This is a genomic window from Romboutsia sp. LXY-2 (assembly GCF_056171995.1).
In genome coordinates this window covers 120,045-139,634 of record NZ_JBKFGI010000006.1, presented here as the reverse complement: position 1 = coordinate 139,634, position 19,590 = coordinate 120,045, and the positions used below count along the sequence as shown (strand labels likewise).

Below are 19,590 nucleotides of genomic sequence, written 5' to 3'. Positions count from 1 at the left end.
TTCTGATGGAAAGGTATGAGGATGTAAGTGAAATTTTAAGCCAATATTTAAAATCTATTCTTAGTTTTACGCTTAAACGTACTAAAACAGTACAGGAGGCAGAGGATCTTGCACAAGAGATAATAATTAAAGTTTATAAGTCATTAAAGAACATAGAAAATATTTATAATGTAGATAGCTATATTTGGCGTATAGCGCATAATACTGTTGCAAATTATTATAGGTCGAAATCAAGAACCTTTGTAGGGATAAATATTGACGATATAGCTGATGTAATAAAGTGTAACAATGAGAGTGTAGAGGAAAATTATATAAAAAATGAGGAAATAAGTAAGCTTAAAGATAAAATCGCATACCTTTCTAAACTACAAAGAGAAATAGTTATTCTCTATTATTATGAAGGTAAAAAGCAAGAAGAGATTTCTCGATTACTAGATATTCCAAAGGGAACAGTAAAATGGCATTTATTTGAGGCAAAAAAAGAATTGAAGAAAGGGATGGAGAAAATGGATAATAAGGTATTAGATTTAAAGTTTAATCCAATAAAGTTTAGCTTTATGAGTGTTAATGGCTCGATAGGTAGAGAAGGAGGAACTAGTAACTTCTTTAAAAGTTCTCTTGCACAAAATATTGTTTATTCTATTTATTATGAAGGAAAGACAATTAATGAAATAGCAGATTTATTAAATGTATCACCAGTTTATATTGAGAGTGAAGTAGAATACTTAGAAGAATATAGTTTTTTAACAAAGTTACCAGGTGATAAATATATTTCAAATATGCTTATAGATGAAGTTACAGAAGAAAGATTATATCTGTTAGATAATATGTATAAAAATGCTAGTAAGCTTATTGCTAATGAGATATTTGATGAAATTATGAAAAGTAAATTATTAGATAGCGAAAGTATATATTACCCAGATAAAGATAAAAATTTTCTAATGTGGACACTGGCACTTTATATTCTTGCTCAATCAGAAAATTGTGAGAAGAATATTATAAAATTTGAAGATGTAGCTACAATACGAAAAGACGGTAGTTGTTATATTGCAAGTGCTAGTATAGAGAGATCATTTTTAAAAAGACCAGATATATTTGAATATAGAGAAAATTGGTTTGGACCAATGTGGAATGAATATGATAATAATATCTTATGGCAAATAAATTCTAAATGGTGTATGAGGAATATAAATATTGATTCATATGCTGATATAGCACAATCAGAGATAAGTTTATTAAAAAGATATGTTAACAAAGATAATTTGTCATCAGAGGAATTTTCACGCTTAGCTGAAAAAGGCTATATAAGAGGTAGTAAAGGTAATGATAAGCTAAATATTGTATATTTAAAAAATAGTGATGTAATAGATGAACTTTTAGATATTGGTTCTAAGATTAAGTTTAGCTATAAAGATGATTTAAAAAATATTAAATATGATTACACAAGAGAAATATTAAAAAATACACCGAAGCATTTAAGAAAAGTAAGAGAAGTTGAGCTTCAAGATATTTTCAAATCTAATGGAGTATTCTTACTATATTGTCTAGTGGAATTATTGGAGTCAAAAAGACTGGTAGATGTTGAAGATGAATATAAGAAAAAAGCACTAAAAACACTTTTAATAACTAATTCTTAAAAAAAGGATAAATGTTTTACTATAAATATAATTTAAATTCAAATATTCAATAAATAATAAACTATAAAGGTAGAAGCATTGCTTCTACTTTTTATAATATAATCAGAATCATGTTTTGCTGCAGGAAATATATCGATTATTATAAATGAACAGGATAAAAGTTCATATTGTAGTTGTATTTTTATATATTTATAAAGTAACAAATTAAAACTATTTTAATATAAATTTCGTATATAATAATTAAGAGAAAATTTAACAAGAGGTAAAATGATGATCAATAAAGAAATAAAACTCATAAAAAATATAAAAAAGAAATCCTGTAAAAGTTGCGCTAATGAGCTGATTTCAAAATATTATAAAGAGATATATGCATACTCATATAAACAAACTTTAGATAAGGAATTATCTATGGATTTAACACAAGAGATATTTATAGGTGTTCTAAAATCAATAAACAGCTATGATGAAAGTAAATCATCATTTAGAACATGGATATATAAAATAGCAACAAACAAGATTGTAGATTATTATAGATCGAAAAACTATAAATACAATAACATAGCAGTACCAATAGAAGATACTACGATAGAAGATAAAGATGATTTTATTAAAAATATAGAAAATAAAGAAGAAGTAGAAAAAGTATTAAATCTAGTAAACTTAATGAAAAGTGATTTACAAGAGATATTTAGATTAAAAATATTCTCAGATTACACATTTACTCAAATAGCGTCAATACTAAAAATACCAGAGTCAACAGTAAAAACTAAGTACTACTCAATAATTAGGAAAATAAAAAGTGAATTTAGTTAAAAGTGGAAAAATTAATTAAATTATAAACTAAGTATGATTAAATAAAATTATAAAAAGCGAGACTAAAATTAAGGAGAAGACAATGGATAAATTTTATATAGATATGCCAAGTGATTTTGAAATAGAAAATCAAATAAACAATATAATTGAACAGAGTATAAAGGAAAAAGAAAGTTTTTATAGTCATATAAAAAACATGTACAAGTCTATTGGGTTTAAATACATATTTCATGACATATCAGAGTTAACATTTGTAGGAATGCTTATGCTAGGCATAATATTACTAATAACAAAAAATATAATACGAGAATCAGATTTAGGTGTAGAAAACTTATATGCATTTATATTTATGACATCACCATTAATATATTTTACAAATGCTGTATTTTCATATATAAATATTAAAGAAAATAATACGTATCAAGTAGAAATGGTTTGTAAATATAATATTTTTCAAGTGGCAGCACTTAGGATGTTAGTATTTAGTATAGTATGTATATTAGTAAACACAGCTATAATAATGATTATTGTAGATAGGATAGTATTTATAAAAGGAATAATGATATCAATAAGCTCACTGTTTTTATTTTCAACATTGGTACTATATTCATTATTAAATATAAAAAACATAATAACTAAGTACTTTGTGGTATTTGGGTGGATAGGATTCAATGGTATACTTTATATGAGCGACTTAAATTTATATAATCAAATACTTTCAAATATACCAACTTATGTATATTGTATAGTTAGTATAGGTGCAGTTCTCTTATATATAAAGAACATAAAAAAATTATTAGTATATAAAAATTTAAATTTAGAAATATAATAAGAAACCAAAACTCTAGCAAATAATGGCTAGAGTTTTTTCGAGTAGCAATATATAAAGTGTTTTGTAAGTATATATATCAAAGCCTATAGAATCTAATAAACCTATAAAATTCAATAAAAATAATATGAAAATATTTTTAAAAAAGTAAAACTATATTAAAATCTATTACGAATATATAAATAGAAAAACAACAAAGGCCTGAAAAGTATCATAAACGTAAATAAGAATAATAGATCTATAAAAGTAGAAATCATATGATTAAAACTATAAATAATTGCGGAGGTAAATATGTTAGCAATAAAAAATGTAAGCAAAAACTATGGAGACTTTTGTGCTCTTAAAAATATAAACATGGATTTTGAAAATGGAGTATACGGACTTCTAGCGCCAAATGGAGCAGGAAAGACTACCTTAATAAAAATGATAGCAACACTAAACTTCCCAACAAGCGGAGAAATACTTTATAACGGAGAAAACATTCAAAATCTAGATGAAGAATATAGAGATATAATAGGATATTTGCCACAAGACTTTGGATACTATAAGAGCTATTCTCCAATAAAATTCTTATCATACATATCAGCATTAAAAGGTATTGATAAAAATAAAACTGATGAAAAAATTAAAGAACTACTAAAACTAGTTGGACTAGGAGAAGTAGGAAATAAAAAAATGAGAAAATTTTCAGGAGGAATGGTACAAAGAGTAGGAATAGCCCAAGCTCTTTTAAACAATCCTAAAATACTAATACTTGATGAGCCAACAGCAGGGCTAGATCCAAAAGAAAGAGTAAGATTTAGAAATCTACTTAGTGAGCTATCAAGAGATAGAATAATAATAGTATCTACTCATATAGTATCAGACATAGAATCTATATCAAATGAAGTAGTAATGATAAAGGACAAGGAGCTACTGTACAAAGATAAAATAGAAAATATTTGTAAAAAAATACATGGAAAAGTATTTGAAACAGAAATAGAAAATAATCAAATGATAGACTTTAGAAAGAAGTATTTCTCACTATCAGAAAAACAAGAAAATGGAAAAATGAAAATAAGATTTATATGCGAAGATAAGTACGATAAAAGATGGAGCTTAGTATATCCAAGTTTAGAAGATGTATTTTTATATGAATATAAAGATGAAGTTACAGGGGTATAGCTATGAATATTAAGTTATATGAATTAAAAAAAGTCATAACATCTCCTGTAATATTAGCACTTACTGTATTATTTGTGCTTTTTAACATTATGAATATTATTAGTAGTTCATATATAAAAGATGACATAAGAGCTATAAATAAGATTATTGGAGACTTTGGTTCCGAGATAATTGAAAATACATTAGAGGAAATGAATTCTCAAAGTGAGCTAAATCTTAAAAAAATAAATAAAATGTCAAAAGACAAATTAAATAAGATTTTTGAGAGCATAGCAGATTTTATAGAAAGTGAAGAATATAACTATAGTATTTATGATAATAAAACTTTTACTAAAGAAGAAAAACAATTTTTTATAGAAGCGAATGCACTAGATTTTTATTCAAGCATAGCTATGAAAACAGTAGAAGAATACGAAAATATAAATATTAAAAATGTAGGTGAGTCTCAAATAAAAGCTTTCGATATAAAAGGTAAGATAGAAAAAGAAATAAGAGAAAACTACAAAAAGCTAGAGACTAGGTTTGAGGAAATAAAAGAAAATAAAGAACATAAAAACTTTTTTTTCTTTGGAAAGCTTTTTAAAACTCACAAACTATTATATAAAGATACTATAAGAACTTGTATATTTGAAATAGTAATATTAGTAGTACTAATAAGTACATATTTAATAAATTATGAGTTTGATAATAAGACAAGCCTTTTGATTTACACAACAAAAAGAGGTAGAAACAACGTAAAAGATAAGTTACTAGTGTGTGTGTTTGCATCATTACTTGTAAGTATTATAGTACTTGGAATTACACTTTTAGCATACTTTATAACCTTTGATTATAATAGTGTACTAAACGTGCCTATAAATAGTGCGTTTAATTGGGATTACAAACTGCCATACATAGGATGGTTTAATATAACATTTATACAGCATTTAGGATTATCACTTTTAGTGATATTAGTTTGTGTACCTATATTTGCATGTATCACGCTAATAATATCTAAGATAGTTAAAAATAGTTATATAGTATTCTTCGTATTTTTCATAGTATTTGGAATCTGTATAATGATACCATCATTAGTTAGTACATCATCACCACTAATTACTAAAGTAGGATATGATGTATTCAACTTAATACTATCGCCTGATAGTTTCTTTATGCAAAGAGGGCCTTTTAATTTGAATAAGTACTACGAGCTTATAACACTATCAGCATGGACTATAATATCAGTGATTGGAAGTAAATTAATAATAAGAAGATTTAAGAAAATAGATATAAACTAGGGAGAGTAGTATATGAGGATAATAACAAATGAAATAAAAAAGATTTTTAATCTTACCAATATACTTGTAGTAATAGTAGCAAGCTTTCTAATATGGAACTTATTTATATACTTTGAAATAGAGCATTTTCCAAATGGACAGCCTATGAATCAACACTATAACAACGCAGTAACTATGTTGAATAAGTATGGTACATCTATGGATGAAAAAGAGTTTGAAGACTATAAAAATATACGAGAAGAAAAATATAAAGAAGCAAGGGATTACTTATTAAGCAATAAACAAGCTATAAACTTAGGTATATCGACTTATGATGAATTTATAGAAAGTGTATCTAGAGAAAATCCTACAGATATAGAGAAAAAAGTAAATGATTTACATTCAAAGATAATGTTTGAAGAAAATGTACCTGTATTTTGGGATTTACAAGCGATAGATTATGAAATAGATAGATATGAAGATAAGCCAAATTGGACAGGTCTAGCATCTCAACACTTAAATAAAAAACAACTAGAAAGACAAAATGAAGTCATAAATAGTGAACAAGTAAACTCTCCACTCAACTTTGTAATACTTAGAAACTATAATGATTTAATAATGGGTGTAACAACACTTATATTAATAAGTGTAGCAATAATGATATCACCTATATTTAGTAGTGATAATAGAAACAAAGTAAACTATATTCAATACAGCTCAAAGATAGGGCGTAAGTTATTTAAGAAAAAGATAATAAGTGGATTAATATCAACAACTATTATAGTAACTACTCAGCTAGGAGTATTCTTTGCAATATATAAATCAAACAACACTTTAATGTTTTGGGATTGTAGCATAAACTCAGTGTTTAGTGATGTATTATCATGGTTTGATTTAACCTTTGGACAGTATATAATACTTTCTGTGGTTATTACTTATATATTAGCTTTAGTGTACTCGGCTATAGCAATGTTTGTATCATCTAAAGTAATAAACTATATTGCACTTATAGGTATTCAAATACCAATATTATTTTCAATAAGTCCAGTTTTATCAGACCTAATGGATGTTATGGCACTTGGTACTAGCGTTTATGTACCTAAGTATACATTACCAATATTATTAGCTATAAGTATTACAGTGGGAACAATACTAATATTACTTGGATATAAAAAAGAAAAAAATTGTGATATTAAAATTTAGATTACTAAAAAATATATTGGCATAAATTTATGTCAATATATTTTTTTACGATTAAGGATATTATAATACTTCGAATTATATGGATAACTTCTCAGCCTAAGTAATATCAATAAACTGGTTTTGAGCGTAAAAAAAGATTTTTAGCAACGGACGAAGTCGTTGGCGACATGAGCGAAGCGAATCTTTTATTTATACATATTTAATATATATAAATGTCAAGTTTAAGTTTTTTACATATAGGGAATGAATAAGTTTAATTATAATTGAAAAAATATTTAAACATAGTAATTATGGTATAATAAAAAAAGAATGTAACAGCTAAGGTGGTAGAAAATGAATAAAAAATTTACAGAATTTAAACTAGATAAAGGTATATTAAAAGCATTAAATAATTTAAATTATATAAATCCATCAAAGGTACAATGTGAAGTAATACCTAGATTATTAGATAAAGAAGATTTAGTAGTAAAATCTAAAACTGGAAGTGGTAAAACTGCTAGTTTTGGGATTCCAATATGTGAAAGTATAGACATAGAAAACACAAATGTACAAGCACTTATAGTAGTACCTACTAGAGAATTAGCTTTGCAAGTTAAAGAAGAAATATCTAATATTGGTAGGCTGAAGAAGGTTAGATGCAGCGCTATATTTGGTAAGCAACCAATAAAGGAACAAATTAGAGAATTAAAGCAAAGAGTACATGTTGTAGTAGCTACACCAGGTAGAATAATAGATCACATAGAAAGAAAAACTATTAGCTTAGAAAATATTAATTTTTTCATTATAGATGAAGCTGATAAAATGCTAAATAAAGGCTTTGTTGAGGATATGGAAAAAATATTAGATGAAATGCCTAGAGATTGTATCAAAGGTTTGTTCTCTGCAACCATTGATAATAATATAGATACTATTTGTCAAAAATATATGAAAAGCCATAAATTAATAGAAATTGAATATAAAGAAGAAATACATAAGAATCAAATAAATGAAAGAGTTATTAAATCTGAAGAAAAGGATAAATATAAAACTCTTAAAAATATTATTCATTCTGAAAATCCAGATACTGTTATTGTATTTTGTAACACAAGAGAAAGAGTTATGAGATTATACAGTAAGATGAAAGAAGACAAGTTTTTAGTCGGTCAGTTACATGGTGAAATGTCTCAGGATAAGAGAATATTTATTATTAAAGATTTTAAGAAGAGTAAATTTAAGGTATTAGTAAGTACAGATGTTGCTGCTAGGGGAATTCATATAGATGATATTTCTTTAGTAATAAACTATGACGTACCTCGTGATAAAGAAAACTATGTACATAGAATAGGAAGAACTGGTAGAAAAGATAGCTTTGGAAAAGCTATAACTATTGTAAGTTCTAAAGATGAAAAATACTTTGAAGAAATAGAAGAATACCTTGATAAGAAGATAGAAATTATTGAAGAAATAAAATATGAAGATATTCAAAAAGGTAGAATAAGTTTTGATGAAAGCTCTAAAAAGTTAGTAAAAGAAAGAAAAAATATCAAAGATGATAAAAAAGTTCATAGTGAAGTGACAAGAATATACTTAAATGCAGGTAAGAAAAAGAAAATAAGAGTCATTGACATAGTTGGAGCATTTAGTAATATTCCTGGAATATTAGGAGAAGACATAGGTGTAATAGATGTTCAAGATTTATGCTCTTATGTAGATATATTAAATCATAAAGGTGAACTAATAGTAAAAAAATACAAAGAAATAAGTATTAAGAAAAAAATGGTAAAAGTAAGAAGGGACAATCAAAACTAAGCTGATCAAAGAAGGGACTAAAGATGCTGTACAAGGAAGAATTTCTTAATAAATATAAAATAGATCAAAATTATTTAATAGAAAATAATATAGAATGGAGTGAACTTGAAAAGATATATGATGACTTTAATAAATATAGAAAAAGTTATGAGACTCAAGCTGATTTAATAGCAAATATACTAAGGGGTCATCATAAAGTTCATTCAGTTAAAACAAGAGTAAAGGATGCAAGTCATCTTATAGAAAAAGTTATAAGAAAAACTGTTGATAGAAGAAAAAAATATGGTGAAGATTTTAATTTTACAGTTGAGAACTACAAAGATGAAATAACTGACTTATTAGGAATAAGGGTAATTCATATTTTTAAAGAGGACTGGGAAGAGATACATAACTTTATTAGTCAAATGTGGAATGTAAATGAGATAGTAGCAAACATAAGAGAAGGCGATAATACAAAGAAATTTGAAGAGCTGGGAATAGAAGTTTGCTCTAGACTATCAGGATATAGATCAGTGCACTATTTAGTAGAATCATATCCAACTTCTAGTAAGGTTATTGCAGAAGTTCAAGTTAGAACAATATTTGAAGAAGGTTATGGTGAAATAGATCATCAGTTAAGATATTCATTAGATAAAATACCAGAACTATTAGAGCAAAATCTTATGTTACTTAATAGAATAGCTGGTAGCTCTGATGAAATGGCATCCTTAATAAATATGTTAAGCAAAAGTTTTAATGATATAACTATAGAATGCCAAGGTAAAATTAATAATAAAGATACCAAATTACTAACACTAAAAAACAAAATAAATAATAATAAGTCTATTTCAGATGAAGTAAAAAATGATTTATTAGATGAAATCAATGATATATTAAATGCTTAGTATAATTTATATTGATATATTTTAAAGAGTGCTAAATATGGCACTCTTTTTTACTTTTAAATGAACTATATCAGCACAATAATTTAGAATAAGTTCTATACATAAGTAATACCATTTAACTCAGTGAGAATGAAGTATTTCATCTACACAGGTATTAAGTAAATAAAATTTATTACTCAATATTGTAGTAATAGAATACGTATATATAAGTAGACCAATAAGATGTTGGAGTATTTAAGGCAATAGGTCTTAGCATGAAAATGATGAAGGATAATAAATTCAATAGATATTAAAAGTTAATATACTAGGGAATTACAATTTAATATAATAAAGCTATTACAACAGCAATAAAAATTTATAAATATTAGGTAAGAGATTTATGATAATATATACATAATAAAATAATTGGAGGAATAAAAGTGCTATTTACTATAGGGCAAGTAACAAAGATGTATGACATAAGTCATGATACATTAAGATACTATGATAAAATAGATTTATTAAAACCAAGTGTAAAAAAAGAAAATGGATATAGATATTACACAATAAGAGAAATAGAATTACTAGAAATAATACTTATAGCAAAACAGCTTGAAATACCTATAAAAGACATAAAAGATACTATAGAAAAAGAAGATGAAAATAGCTATATAGAATTATTTGAAAAGCATAATAGATTATTACAGGAAAAAATAGATTATTTACAGAATTTAAGAAAAGAAATACAAAATTCTATACATACAACCATTAAAATGAGAAATTTTGAAAATGATAAAGAGATTAAATTAAATGAAGAATATATAAATAAAAAAGTAATATACTTTAGTCAAAATGATTATGGACATTTTGGGTGTTTTATAAAAGAGAAAAATTTAATATTTAAAATAAATGACATAGACAATAAAACTATAATAGCAGATGAAAATATGCTGGGATTTGAAATAGAGAATGAAATTATAGATAGCTCTCTACCTTACAAACAAAAAGAGTACATTGGAAGCTATATAACTTTAACAATTAAAGAAAATATAGCGAATATAGAAAAGTATATAATTAAAACTATAGAACAAATTTATGGAAAAGAAGAATATTATAAAAATATAAATATATTTATAGAGTGTATGTTTACTCTATTTAAAAGAAATAATGAAAGTATTTACTTTGTAAAAATATATATAGAAAATAAAAAATAAGTCTTGACTCTAGAACAGGTCAAGACTTTATTATTGTATTGTAATCATAAAGAAATAAATTGTATCAGAAGAGAGGGTGATTATAATGCAAGACAATATATTATTAACTGAAAAAACATCTAAATTATTCATTAAATTTGCAATCCCAGCAATAGTATCTATGGTAATAGCAGGAATGCAAACTATGATAGATGGTATGTTTGTAGGTAACATATTAGGACCAAATGCAATGGCAAGTGTAAATATAGCTCAGCCATTTATGCAACTTATTATAGCTTTAGCTATGATTGTGAGTGTAGGGTCTCAAAGTTATATGGGGCTTAGTTTAGGTGATAGTGAAGTAGAAAAAGCACAAAATGTATTTAAGACATTTGTTATATTTATTTTAGCTGCAGGAGCTATGATAACAGTATTCGGATTAACATTTAATGAGCATATAGCTAAAACACTAGGTGCTAGTGATATTTTAATGAAAGATGTATCAGAATATATTAAAACACTTTCTATATTTACAATTCCAATGGGATTAATGTTCTTATTTGGGTTTACAAATAGAATATTAGAAAAGCCAGATTTATACTTTAAAGGTATGATACTTAGTTTATTTGTAAATATAAGTCTAAATTATGCATTAATATATAAATTAAACCTTGGAATGGAAGGAGCTGCAATTGCAACAGGATTATCTTATTCATCAGCATTTTTAGTTGTAGTTTGGCCAGTTTTAAGCAAGTCAAATATAATAAACATATTTAAAGGTAGATTTGATAAATCTGTTATATACCCAGTTATATATAATGGTTCATCAGAAGGAATAAATGCAATAGCAACTGCTGTTAGTGCGTATTTATTTAATATGGCATTTATGAAAATAGCAGGAGAATCAGGAGTTGCAGCATTTACTGCTATAAACTATGTAGCACAATTTGGAACATTTATAATGTTTGGTATATCAGATGGTATAGGACCAATTTTAAGCTACAATTATGGAAGTAAAAACTATGATAGAGTTAATGAAATCTTGAAATTATCTTCAAAGGTTATAATAGGGATAGGAACTATAATATTCATAGCATTATTTATATTTGGAAGAAACTTAGTTATGATATTTATTCAAGGAAATAATCAAATATTAGATATAGCATCAGTAGGAGCTAAAATATATGCATTTGCATTCTTTATGAATGGATTTAATATAGTAAACTCAGGTTTTTTTACATCTATAGGAAATGCTAAAGACTCAGTAATAGTAGCAGCATCTAGAGGGATAATATTTATAGTTATAGGAATATTTATATTACCTATGATATTTAAAATAAATGGTATATGGATGAGTGTACCTTTTGCAGAGATTATGACTTTCTTTATAGGATTTAGATTACTAAAGAAAGAAAAGAATACTACTGTTGATACAAACAAACAAGTGCAGCATAGTGGAAATTAAATATAATTAACAAGAGTTATTTCAATAAGAAATAGCTCTTTTTTATGTATGCGGAAATTATAGTATTTCATAAAGTGATTAGCAAATTGGTAGACTGAGAGAATAAAATTTTTATATTTAGTATGTGAATTATATTTCATACAAAATAGTGAAGGAATAAACCCAATGAAATAGAAATATGTATGTAAGGAAGAAACCAAAATATAAGAGGAGGTCCTTTATGTCTTTAAGTAAACACCAAATGTATAAAACTTATGATAGCGTTGAGTTAAATATAGCTAGAGATACAGTAGAAAATGCAAAGGCAGTAGTATTAATAGTGCATGGATTAGCAGAACATAGTGGTAGATATGATTATGTAGTTTCAAAGTTGAATAATTATAAATACAGTGTGTACAGATTTGACAATAGAGGGCATGGAAAATCAGGGGGAAAGAAAATATACATAGATGATTACAATAAATTCCCAAGTGATGTAGATGAGGTGGTAGATCTAATAAGAAGTGAAAATGAAAATCTTCCTATTTTCATATTAGGTCATAGCATGGGTGGAATGATAGCTACTTTATATGGTATAAAATATCCAAATAAAGTAGATGGAATTATTTTATCAGCGGGTGTTACAGTAGATAAGGCAGGTATAATGTCATCTAATTGTAATTTAAAACCTGAAGAAATGGTAGAAAACTCTCTTTCTAATTTGATATGTAGCATTAAATATGTCGTAGATGACTATAATAATGATCCGTTGGTGGCAAAAGAAATAAGTGGTAGTATGTTTATACAGTGTAATGAAGCAATAAAATATATTGAAGAAAATAGTCACAAATTTGAGTATCCAACTTTAATATTACATGGTGGAGAAGATAAAATAGTATATCCGGAAGACTCAAAAATATTGTTTAATGATATATGTTCTAAGTATAAGAAATTAAAGATTTATAAAGAAATGTATCATGAAATATTAAATGATGTTAATAAAGATGAAGTATTAATGGATATTAATAATTGGATAAGAAAAGAAATAAAATATATAGAAAAAGATAAACTAGCTAAAAATACTTAAAAATATATAGTTAAGTATACTAAATATTTTTATAAAAATTATTTATATAGAACAATTAAAGTATAAAAGAATAAAGTGAAAATAGGGTACTGTAGATAAGATTGTGTGAATACAAGCTTATCTACAGTACCCTATTTAATAATATATATATTTAAATCATTAATTGATGTTAAATTGCTTCTTGTAATTCTGTATCTTCGTTTATCTCTGACTCATCTAACTTAGTTATACCAAATCCTGTAGCAGCTAAAGTTAAAGATATTATAGGACAAAGTAAGTTAAAGAATGCAAATGGTAAGAATGCAAATGATCCAACTCCAAGAGTAGCTGACATATAAGCACCACATGTATTCCATGGAATTAATGGTGATGTTATAGTTGCACTATCTTCTAAAGCACGAGATAAGTTTTTAGCAGCTAAGCCTTGCTTTCTATATGCATCTCTATACATACTTCCTGGAATAACTATAGCTAAATACTGATCTGCTACTGCTAAGTTTGTACCTATACAAGTAAATATTGTAGCAAATATTAATCCGAATGTTCCTTTTGCAACTTTTAATATTGCAGCAGCTAAAGTTTCAAGCATTCCTGATTTTTCAAGTATACCACCAGTAACTAAAGCACATAACATAAGTGAAACTGTACCTAACATACTATCTAAACCACCACGAGTAAGTAGTTCATCAACAAATGCCATTCCTGTATCTGCAACGTAACCACCTTTTGCAGCCACTATTACATCTGCTATTGAAGCATCTTGGAATATTACTGAAACTAAACCACCAAGTAGTGTACCCATTATTAAAGCAGGTATTGCTGGAACCTTAAATATTACCATAACTATTACAGCTACTGGAACTAAAAGTAATAATGGAGATAATGTATTGTAATTTCCTGCTAATGCAGTTTGTATTTGAGTTATTTGTGAAGTATCTATTTGTGCACCTGCATATTTGAATCCTAATATAGCATATAAAATAAGAGCTATTACTAAAGCAGGAACTGTTGAATATAACATATGATTTATATGTTCAAATAATGTAGTTCCAGCCATTGCAGGAGCTAAGTTTGTTGTATCTGATAATGGAGACATTTTATCACCAAAGTATGCACCCGATATTATAGCACCAGCTATTATTGGAGCAGGTATACCAAGGGCACTACCTATACCTAATAAAGCTATACCTATTGTACCAGCTGTAGTCCAAGATGAACCAGTAGCTATTGATACTATTGCACATATTAATGTTGAAGCTACTAAGAATATACCTGGAGATAATATGTTAAGACCCCAGTAAATCATACTTGGAACTATTCCTGAAAGTATCCAAGTTCCTATAAGCATACCAACTACTAAAAGTATAAGAATAGAAGACATTGTCATATTTATAGTAGATAATATTCCTTCTTCTAATTCTTTCCATGAAAATCCTAATCTAAAAACTGCTATAGAACCGGCAAATATACCACCTATAACTAATGGGATATGAGCAGATATTTCATAATCCTTTAATATTACTAAGCATGTAACTAATACTGATACTAGAAATCCTATACATAGTAATGAGTCAAATAATGTTGCTTGTCTTTTTGTTCTTGATGTCATTGTGAATCCTCCCTTAAATTTTACTCGAATATAACGGTCTGAAGAATTTAGGGAAATAAAAAAGTCTAGGGCGAAAGAAATTCTACCCTAGACATAAGTATGCGAAAACATAACATTATACTTAATCTAAAGATAGCCCTCCACAAATTAATGTGACAGTGACATACATATTTTGTATGCCCCCAACATGTAAGAATTAAAGCGTTACTTACATATTTCGGCATTATTACCTTTTATCTTGCTTCTACGTGCTTAACTCCACAAAACTACTTATTAATAATGCAACCTCTACCGTTAGTTATATCCGATATTTATTTGTTAAGTAGGATTATAGCACAAAATTAAAAGGTTAGCAAATAGGAAAAGAAAAAAATGTAGAAAAAAGTAAAATAATATACCTTTCAAATAATATTCATTTATTATACAATAAGTAGTACCTGTGATGGTTGAAAGTAAAATGGATAGATATATCTTTTATATATAGGAGTGGTTAAATTGAGTAAAAAAAAATATTATGCAGTTAGAAAAGGTAAGAAAATAGGTATCTTTAACACTTGGGATGCATGTAAAGAACAAGTAAATGGATTTTCAGGCGCGGAGTATAAAAGTTTTCCAACTATGGAAGAAGCAAATGAGTATGTTTATGGCAAACAAACTATAAAATTTGAAAATGAAGAAAGTACAATAGAAGCATATGTAGATGGAAGTTATGAACACTCTTTAAAAGCATATGGTTCAGGTATTGTAATTCTTAAAAATGGTGAAGTAAAAGAAACTTTTAGTGTTAAAGGTGATGATAAAGATTTAGTAGGTATGAGAAATGTAGCGGGGGAGATAGAAGCATCTAAAATAGCTATGATGTATTGTATAGAGAATAATATAGAAAATTTAATATTATACTTTGATTATGAAGGAATAGAAAAGTGGTGCACTGGTGTATGGAAAACTAATAAAGAAGGAACTATAGAATATAAAAAATTCTATGATGCTGCAAAAGAAAAGCTTAATGTTAAATTCGTAAAAGTTAGAGCGCATAGTGGAGACAAGTATAATGAAGTAGCTGATAAATTAGCTAAAAGAGCTTTAGGAATATAAAATAAATTATTTATAGAAGTTTTATTTATTATATAATATGTATTTTGAATTATAAAAAGGCATGAGATTTTTCTCATGCCTATTTAACAAGTATTATATATAAATTATTTTAAAATATCACCATAGCTATTTAAAACTTCATCTTGCAGTTTTTCAGGATCATTTATTGCTAAATCCATAGAATTAGCTAATATATTTGCTTGGTCATAAGGTGATGTCCATGAGAATATACCGCCTAAGCAATTTCTAAGAACATATTGTCCTTTAAGGTATATTGATAGAGGATCATCATAGGACATTGCAAACTGTCCATCTTTAATTAGATATACTGCTTGAGCATCTTCATCGAAATTAAATTCATATCCATTTTTATTTATGAAATTTTTTCTAAGGTCATCATATGTCTTTGTTACCTTTGCACCTAGCCTTCCATAGAATGGAACTCCTAATAATATTTTTTCAGGAGGCATACCAGCTGCTTCTAAGTTATTAACCCATATATCAACGCTATAACCAGGAAGAGCAAGTTTTGACTCATATAGGTTTGCTTGATGTCTCTTACCTAGTTCACCAGTTTCTCCAGCAGTAAAGTCATAGCTCATAAGATTAAAATAATCTAATAAAGGTGCAATTTTATTTATTTCTGCACTTCTTGTAATATAACCTTTATCACCAGGACCGGCAACACTTAACCATTTATCATTACCAATTACATCTCTTATTGCAGTAAGAAGTAATGTAAAGTTTTCTCTGTCTTCTGGTCTAGATTTTATACCTGCAGCACCTACAGCAGGGTATTCCCAGTCTATATCAACTCCATCTAGTTTATATTGATTTATAAGTTTATTTACTTGTCTTGCAAAATTATATCTTGAAGCAGGTGTAAGAGCCGCATCAGAGAATCCTTCAGCACCCCATCCGCCTATTGCGGCAATGACTTTTAATTCAGGCTTTGTCTTTCTTAAAGCTAGTAATTCATTTAAATATTTTGGTGTAGGAACATATAAAGTACCATCAGGTTTTATTTCTACAAAAGCATATATAACGGCATCTAGTAATTTAGGGTCTACGTTTCTAGGATTACCAAAAACATATTCCATAACTATAGGAGCTACATCTGGACAGAAATTGACATCATATGGTTGGTTATTGATATCCTCTATCTGAGGTCTGGATGAATTTTGTTCTGATGATTTTTTTACTTTTTTGTTTTTCATGTTTTTGTTAGGTAAATAGTCATAGCCACCAGATTCTAAAGAATTATCTCTATTATCAGGCACAAAGCATAAATACCAATCCATGCAAGAATATTTTTTATCACAATTTTTTACTCTAGCCTTCAAATCCTTGTAAGTTTTAGGATATGGTAGGATTACAGGCATACCTGGGAACCAATTAGCAGGAGTAACAACATTATCTCTATCACTTGTTTGTAAAGCTTCTATAATTCTAAGTATTTCAGGGATATTTCTACCTGTAGTTAATGGATAATAAAGAATAGTTCTTAGTATTTGTTTATCATCTATTATAAAAACTGAACGAATAGTAGATGTATTGCTCATAGGCTCAGAAATCATTCCATACAATTTTGATATTTGCATGTCTCGATCTTCAATTATTGGAAATGGTATTTCAACTCCTGTATGACAATATATGTTATAAACCCATGCTAAATGAGAGCTATTACTATCGATGCTTAATCCTAGTAGCTCTGTATTTCTACTTTTAAATTCTTTATAGTACTTTGCAAAACATAAAAACTCTGTAGTACAAACTGGTGTAAAATCACCAGGATGGGAAAATAGAACCACCCATTTTCCTGTATAGTCTGATAATTTTATAGGTCCAAAAGTTGTATTTGCAGTAAAATCAGGAGCTTTTGATCCTAAACTTGGCAGACATGGCATAAAAATCACCCCTTAATTAAAGAAAATATTATTTAATCTATTGTATTAATTAGAGATAACTAGTGTTACTAAGAAAAGCAAGTGCAAAATTTGTAGAAAAAAAATTGTTCTTTTTCCAACAAAATACCACAATAAAAATTGATATTTTTCTACTTATTTGATATTATTATATAAAGTAGAATTGTAAATATATGTTAGTATATGGGGTGAATGGGTTGAAAAAAGTCCTAAGAATTATTTTAACGTCAACGGCAATATGTTTTTCTTTAACTTTTGCATTAATAATTATAAACGCTATTATGGGCATATTTGTTCGATTAGATTATTACTTTACTATAGCATGGGTGTTGACTGCATGCTTAAGTTTAGGGCTAATACTATTTGACTCAAAGAAAATATTCTCAAAGAAAAAGAGAGTTGTAAATAGAGCAAAAGCTAATAAAAATATAGGACAAAGAAAACAACAAACAAGTCAATCAAGAAGAAAAATATCATAATAATAAAAGCACATGTAAATATTGTGCTTTTTTTATTGCATTTTTATATATTAATCATTTATTTATTAATTTAAAGTAAGTATTTGTGTATAAATTCATTTTTATTTTAATAAGAAATAAGTATGGAATAGATTGAATGTTACAGGAGGTTACTTATGGATATATTTGATGCAAGTATAGTTGGTTATAAAAATAAAATTAAAAGATCTAAATCGCAAGATTATGTTGATTATAAAATAATAGATAATGGAGTGATATGTGCAGTTGCTGATGGTCATAGTACTAGTTATTTTAAGCATAGTGATATTGGTTCAAAGTTTGCATGTCAGGTAGCAATACAAGTATTAGAGAATATTCCTAAAAAACTAGATTTATTGCTTGAGAAATTAGATAATGGAGAAATACAAAAAGAAATAAATGATAAATGGAATAATATGGTCAATGAACATTATAAGAAAACATATCCAGTGGTTTTTAAAACTGAGTATATAAAATATTCTACAACATTAATAGCGGCACTAATAAGTGATAGTTTTAGGCTATATTTGAAGATTGGCGATGGGGGAGTAGTAGAAAAAGTAAATGAAAAATTTAGGAAGGTATTAGATGTTCCTCAAAAACAAGTTGTTGATTCTTTTGGAAGAGAAGAAGCTTATATTAATATGGTATATGATTTAAAAATTAATAATAAAGAAGAGGATAATCCTAATTGGATAATACTTTTTACTGATGGATATGAAAACTCATATTTTTCAGATGAAGATATGTACAATAGCTTGCAAAAAACTATTTCAAAATATAATAGTAATATTTTTTCTAAAGCACGTCTTAAGAATAATTATAAAAATTATCTAAATAAGTTAAGTAAAGATGTGACCCAAGATGACATTAGTATAATTTTTGTAGGTCTAAAATAAATAAATGCTCCCGACTAATAAAAGTTTCACTAGTCGGGGGCATTATAATATAGATAAAGGTGCTACAGGTAAAAATGAAATAAGTTATATGATAAGCAATAATAATGAAGTTAGTTTTCATGTAGTAGTTGGTGACATAGAGGCTATACAAGGGATACCATTTAATAGAAATGCATGGCATTGTGGCGATGGAAATGGGACAGGCAACAGAAAAATTGAAACAACATAAATACTGGAGTGGTAAAAGGGAAGATACAGATACATTTGCTACATTTAAGAATGCATCAA

17 protein-coding genes and 1 riboswitch are annotated in these 19,590 nt (G+C 26.9%); of the genes, 15 read left to right on the top strand and 2 right to left on the bottom strand.

Annotated features, from left to right (window positions below):
- Positions 1–5 precede the first annotated feature (5 nt).
- From ACI48P_RS11820 to ACI48P_RS11770, 11 genes are all read left to right on the top strand, one after another.
- Positions 6–1,637 (top strand): RNA polymerase sigma factor, encoded by a 1,632-nt coding sequence (locus ACI48P_RS11820; protein WP_475215923.1) that lies wholly within the window; start codon positions 6–8, stop codon positions 1,635–1,637.
- A 267-nt stretch (positions 1,638–1,904) separates the two neighbouring features.
- Positions 1,905–2,450 (top strand): RNA polymerase sigma factor, encoded by a 546-nt coding sequence (locus ACI48P_RS11815; protein ID WP_475215921.1) that lies wholly within the window; start codon positions 1,905–1,907, stop codon positions 2,448–2,450.
- An 82-nt stretch (positions 2,451–2,532) separates the two neighbouring features.
- Positions 2,533–3,279, top strand: a complete 747-nt coding sequence (locus tag ACI48P_RS11810) for a hypothetical protein (RefSeq protein ID WP_475215919.1) — start codon at positions 2,533–2,535, stop codon at positions 3,277–3,279.
- A 291-nt stretch (positions 3,280–3,570) separates the two neighbouring features.
- On the top strand, positions 3,571–4,443 hold the full coding sequence (locus tag ACI48P_RS11805; protein ID WP_475215917.1) for an ABC transporter ATP-binding protein: 873 nt from the start codon (positions 3,571–3,573) through the stop codon (positions 4,441–4,443).
- Between the two features lie 2 nt (positions 4,444–4,445).
- A complete protein-coding gene (locus tag ACI48P_RS11800) occupies positions 4,446–5,720 on the top strand; it encodes a hypothetical protein (protein WP_475215915.1) in 1,275 nt (424 codons plus the stop codon).
- A gap of 12 nt (positions 5,721–5,732) precedes the next feature.
- Positions 5,733–6,902, top strand: coding sequence for a hypothetical protein (locus tag ACI48P_RS11795; protein WP_475215914.1), 1,170 nt, complete (start codon positions 5,733–5,735; stop codon positions 6,900–6,902).
- Positions 6,903–7,235: 333 nt separating this feature from the next.
- Complete coding sequence (locus tag ACI48P_RS11790; protein WP_475215912.1) at positions 7,236–8,690, top strand: DEAD/DEAH box helicase; 1,455 nt, start codon at positions 7,236–7,238, stop codon at positions 8,688–8,690.
- A 23-nt stretch (positions 8,691–8,713) separates the two neighbouring features.
- On the top strand, positions 8,714–9,574 hold the full coding sequence (locus ACI48P_RS11785) for a RelA/SpoT domain-containing protein (protein WP_475215910.1): 861 nt from the start codon (positions 8,714–8,716) through the stop codon (positions 9,572–9,574).
- 419 nt (positions 9,575–9,993) lie between these two features.
- Positions 9,994–10,767, top strand: a complete 774-nt coding sequence (locus tag ACI48P_RS11780; RefSeq protein WP_475215908.1) for a MerR family DNA-binding transcriptional regulator — start codon at positions 9,994–9,996, stop codon at positions 10,765–10,767.
- Between the two features lie 85 nt (positions 10,768–10,852).
- Positions 10,853–12,211 carry an MATE family efflux transporter gene (locus ACI48P_RS11775; protein ID WP_475215906.1) on the top strand — a complete coding sequence of 453 codons (1,359 nt, stop codon included), beginning with the start codon at positions 10,853–10,855 and terminating at the stop codon, positions 12,209–12,211.
- Positions 12,212–12,431: 220 nt separating this feature from the next.
- Positions 12,432–13,277 carry a lysophospholipase gene (locus ACI48P_RS11770; protein ID WP_475215904.1) on the top strand — a complete coding sequence of 282 codons (846 nt, stop codon included), beginning with the start codon at positions 12,432–12,434 and terminating at the stop codon, positions 13,275–13,277.
- A 169-nt stretch (positions 13,278–13,446) separates the two neighbouring features.
- On the opposite strand, the gene nhaC is transcribed toward ACI48P_RS11770, so the two are convergent.
- Complete coding sequence (nhaC, locus tag ACI48P_RS11765) at positions 13,447–14,886, bottom strand: Na+/H+ antiporter NhaC (protein WP_475215903.1); 1,440 nt, start codon at positions 14,884–14,886, stop codon at positions 13,447–13,449.
- Between the two features lie 125 nt (positions 14,887–15,011).
- Positions 15,012–15,185: riboswitch (Lysine riboswitch) on the bottom strand.
- Between the two features lie 187 nt (positions 15,186–15,372).
- Here nhaC and ACI48P_RS11760 point away from each other — a divergent pair.
- Positions 15,373–15,981 carry a ribonuclease H1 domain-containing protein gene (locus ACI48P_RS11760; RefSeq protein ID WP_475215901.1) on the top strand — a complete coding sequence of 203 codons (609 nt, stop codon included), beginning with the start codon at positions 15,373–15,375 and terminating at the stop codon, positions 15,979–15,981.
- A 104-nt stretch (positions 15,982–16,085) separates the two neighbouring features.
- On the opposite strand, the gene ACI48P_RS11755 is transcribed toward ACI48P_RS11760, so the two are convergent.
- Positions 16,086–17,888, bottom strand: coding sequence for a peroxiredoxin (locus ACI48P_RS11755; RefSeq protein ID WP_475215899.1), 1,803 nt, complete (start codon positions 17,886–17,888; stop codon positions 16,086–16,088).
- 215 nt (positions 17,889–18,103) lie between these two features.
- Between ACI48P_RS11755 and ACI48P_RS11750 the strand changes: the two genes are divergently transcribed.
- The 3 genes from ACI48P_RS11750 (at position 18,104) to ACI48P_RS11740 (ending at position 19,531) form a co-directional block, all read left to right on the top strand.
- Entirely contained in the window at positions 18,104–18,385 is a 282-nt protein-coding gene (locus ACI48P_RS11750) for a hypothetical protein (RefSeq protein ID WP_475215897.1), read from the top strand.
- A gap of 155 nt (positions 18,386–18,540) precedes the next feature.
- Positions 18,541–19,302 (top strand): protein phosphatase 2C domain-containing protein, encoded by a 762-nt coding sequence (locus ACI48P_RS11745; RefSeq protein WP_475215896.1) that lies wholly within the window; start codon positions 18,541–18,543, stop codon positions 19,300–19,302.
- A gap of 4 nt (positions 19,303–19,306) precedes the next feature.
- Positions 19,307–19,531: a hypothetical protein gene (locus ACI48P_RS11740; protein WP_475215895.1), complete on the top strand. Its 225-nt coding sequence runs from the start codon at positions 19,307–19,309 to the stop codon at positions 19,529–19,531.
- The last annotated feature ends 59 nt before the right edge of the window (positions 19,532–19,590 follow it).

Bases quoted from the DNA above. Each gene is read 5' to 3' on its own strand.
- ACI48P_RS11820 (WP_475215923.1), top strand. From the start codon at position 6: ATGGAAAGGTATGAGGATGTAAGTGAAATTTTAAGCCAATATTTAAAA.
- ACI48P_RS11815 (WP_475215921.1), top strand. From the start codon at position 1,905: ATGATGATCAATAAAGAAATAAAACTCATAAAAAATATAAAAAAGAAA.
- ACI48P_RS11810 (WP_475215919.1), top strand. From the start codon at position 2,533: ATGGATAAATTTTATATAGATATGCCAAGTGATTTTGAAATAGAAAAT.
- ACI48P_RS11805 (WP_475215917.1), top strand. From the start codon at position 3,571: ATGTTAGCAATAAAAAATGTAAGCAAAAACTATGGAGACTTTTGTGCT.
- ACI48P_RS11800 (WP_475215915.1), top strand. From the start codon at position 4,446: ATGAATATTAAGTTATATGAATTAAAAAAAGTCATAACATCTCCTGTA.
- ACI48P_RS11795 (WP_475215914.1), top strand. From the start codon at position 5,733: ATGAGGATAATAACAAATGAAATAAAAAAGATTTTTAATCTTACCAAT.
- ACI48P_RS11790 (WP_475215912.1), top strand. From the start codon at position 7,236: ATGAATAAAAAATTTACAGAATTTAAACTAGATAAAGGTATATTAAAA.
- ACI48P_RS11785 (WP_475215910.1), top strand. From the start codon at position 8,714: ATGCTGTACAAGGAAGAATTTCTTAATAAATATAAAATAGATCAAAAT.
- ACI48P_RS11775 (WP_475215906.1), top strand. From the start codon at position 10,853: ATGCAAGACAATATATTATTAACTGAAAAAACATCTAAATTATTCATT.
- ACI48P_RS11770 (WP_475215904.1), top strand. From the start codon at position 12,432: ATGTCTTTAAGTAAACACCAAATGTATAAAACTTATGATAGCGTTGAG.
- nhaC (WP_475215903.1), bottom strand. From the start codon at position 14,886: ATGACATCAAGAACAAAAAGACAAGCAACATTATTTGACTCATTACTA.
- ACI48P_RS11755 (WP_475215899.1), bottom strand. From the start codon at position 17,888: ATGCCATGTCTGCCAAGTTTAGGATCAAAAGCTCCTGATTTTACTGCA.
- ACI48P_RS11745 (WP_475215896.1), top strand. From the start codon at position 18,541: ATGGATATATTTGATGCAAGTATAGTTGGTTATAAAAATAAAATTAAA.
- ACI48P_RS11740 (WP_475215895.1), top strand. From the start codon at position 19,307: ATGCTCCCGACTAATAAAAGTTTCACTAGTCGGGGGCATTATAATATA.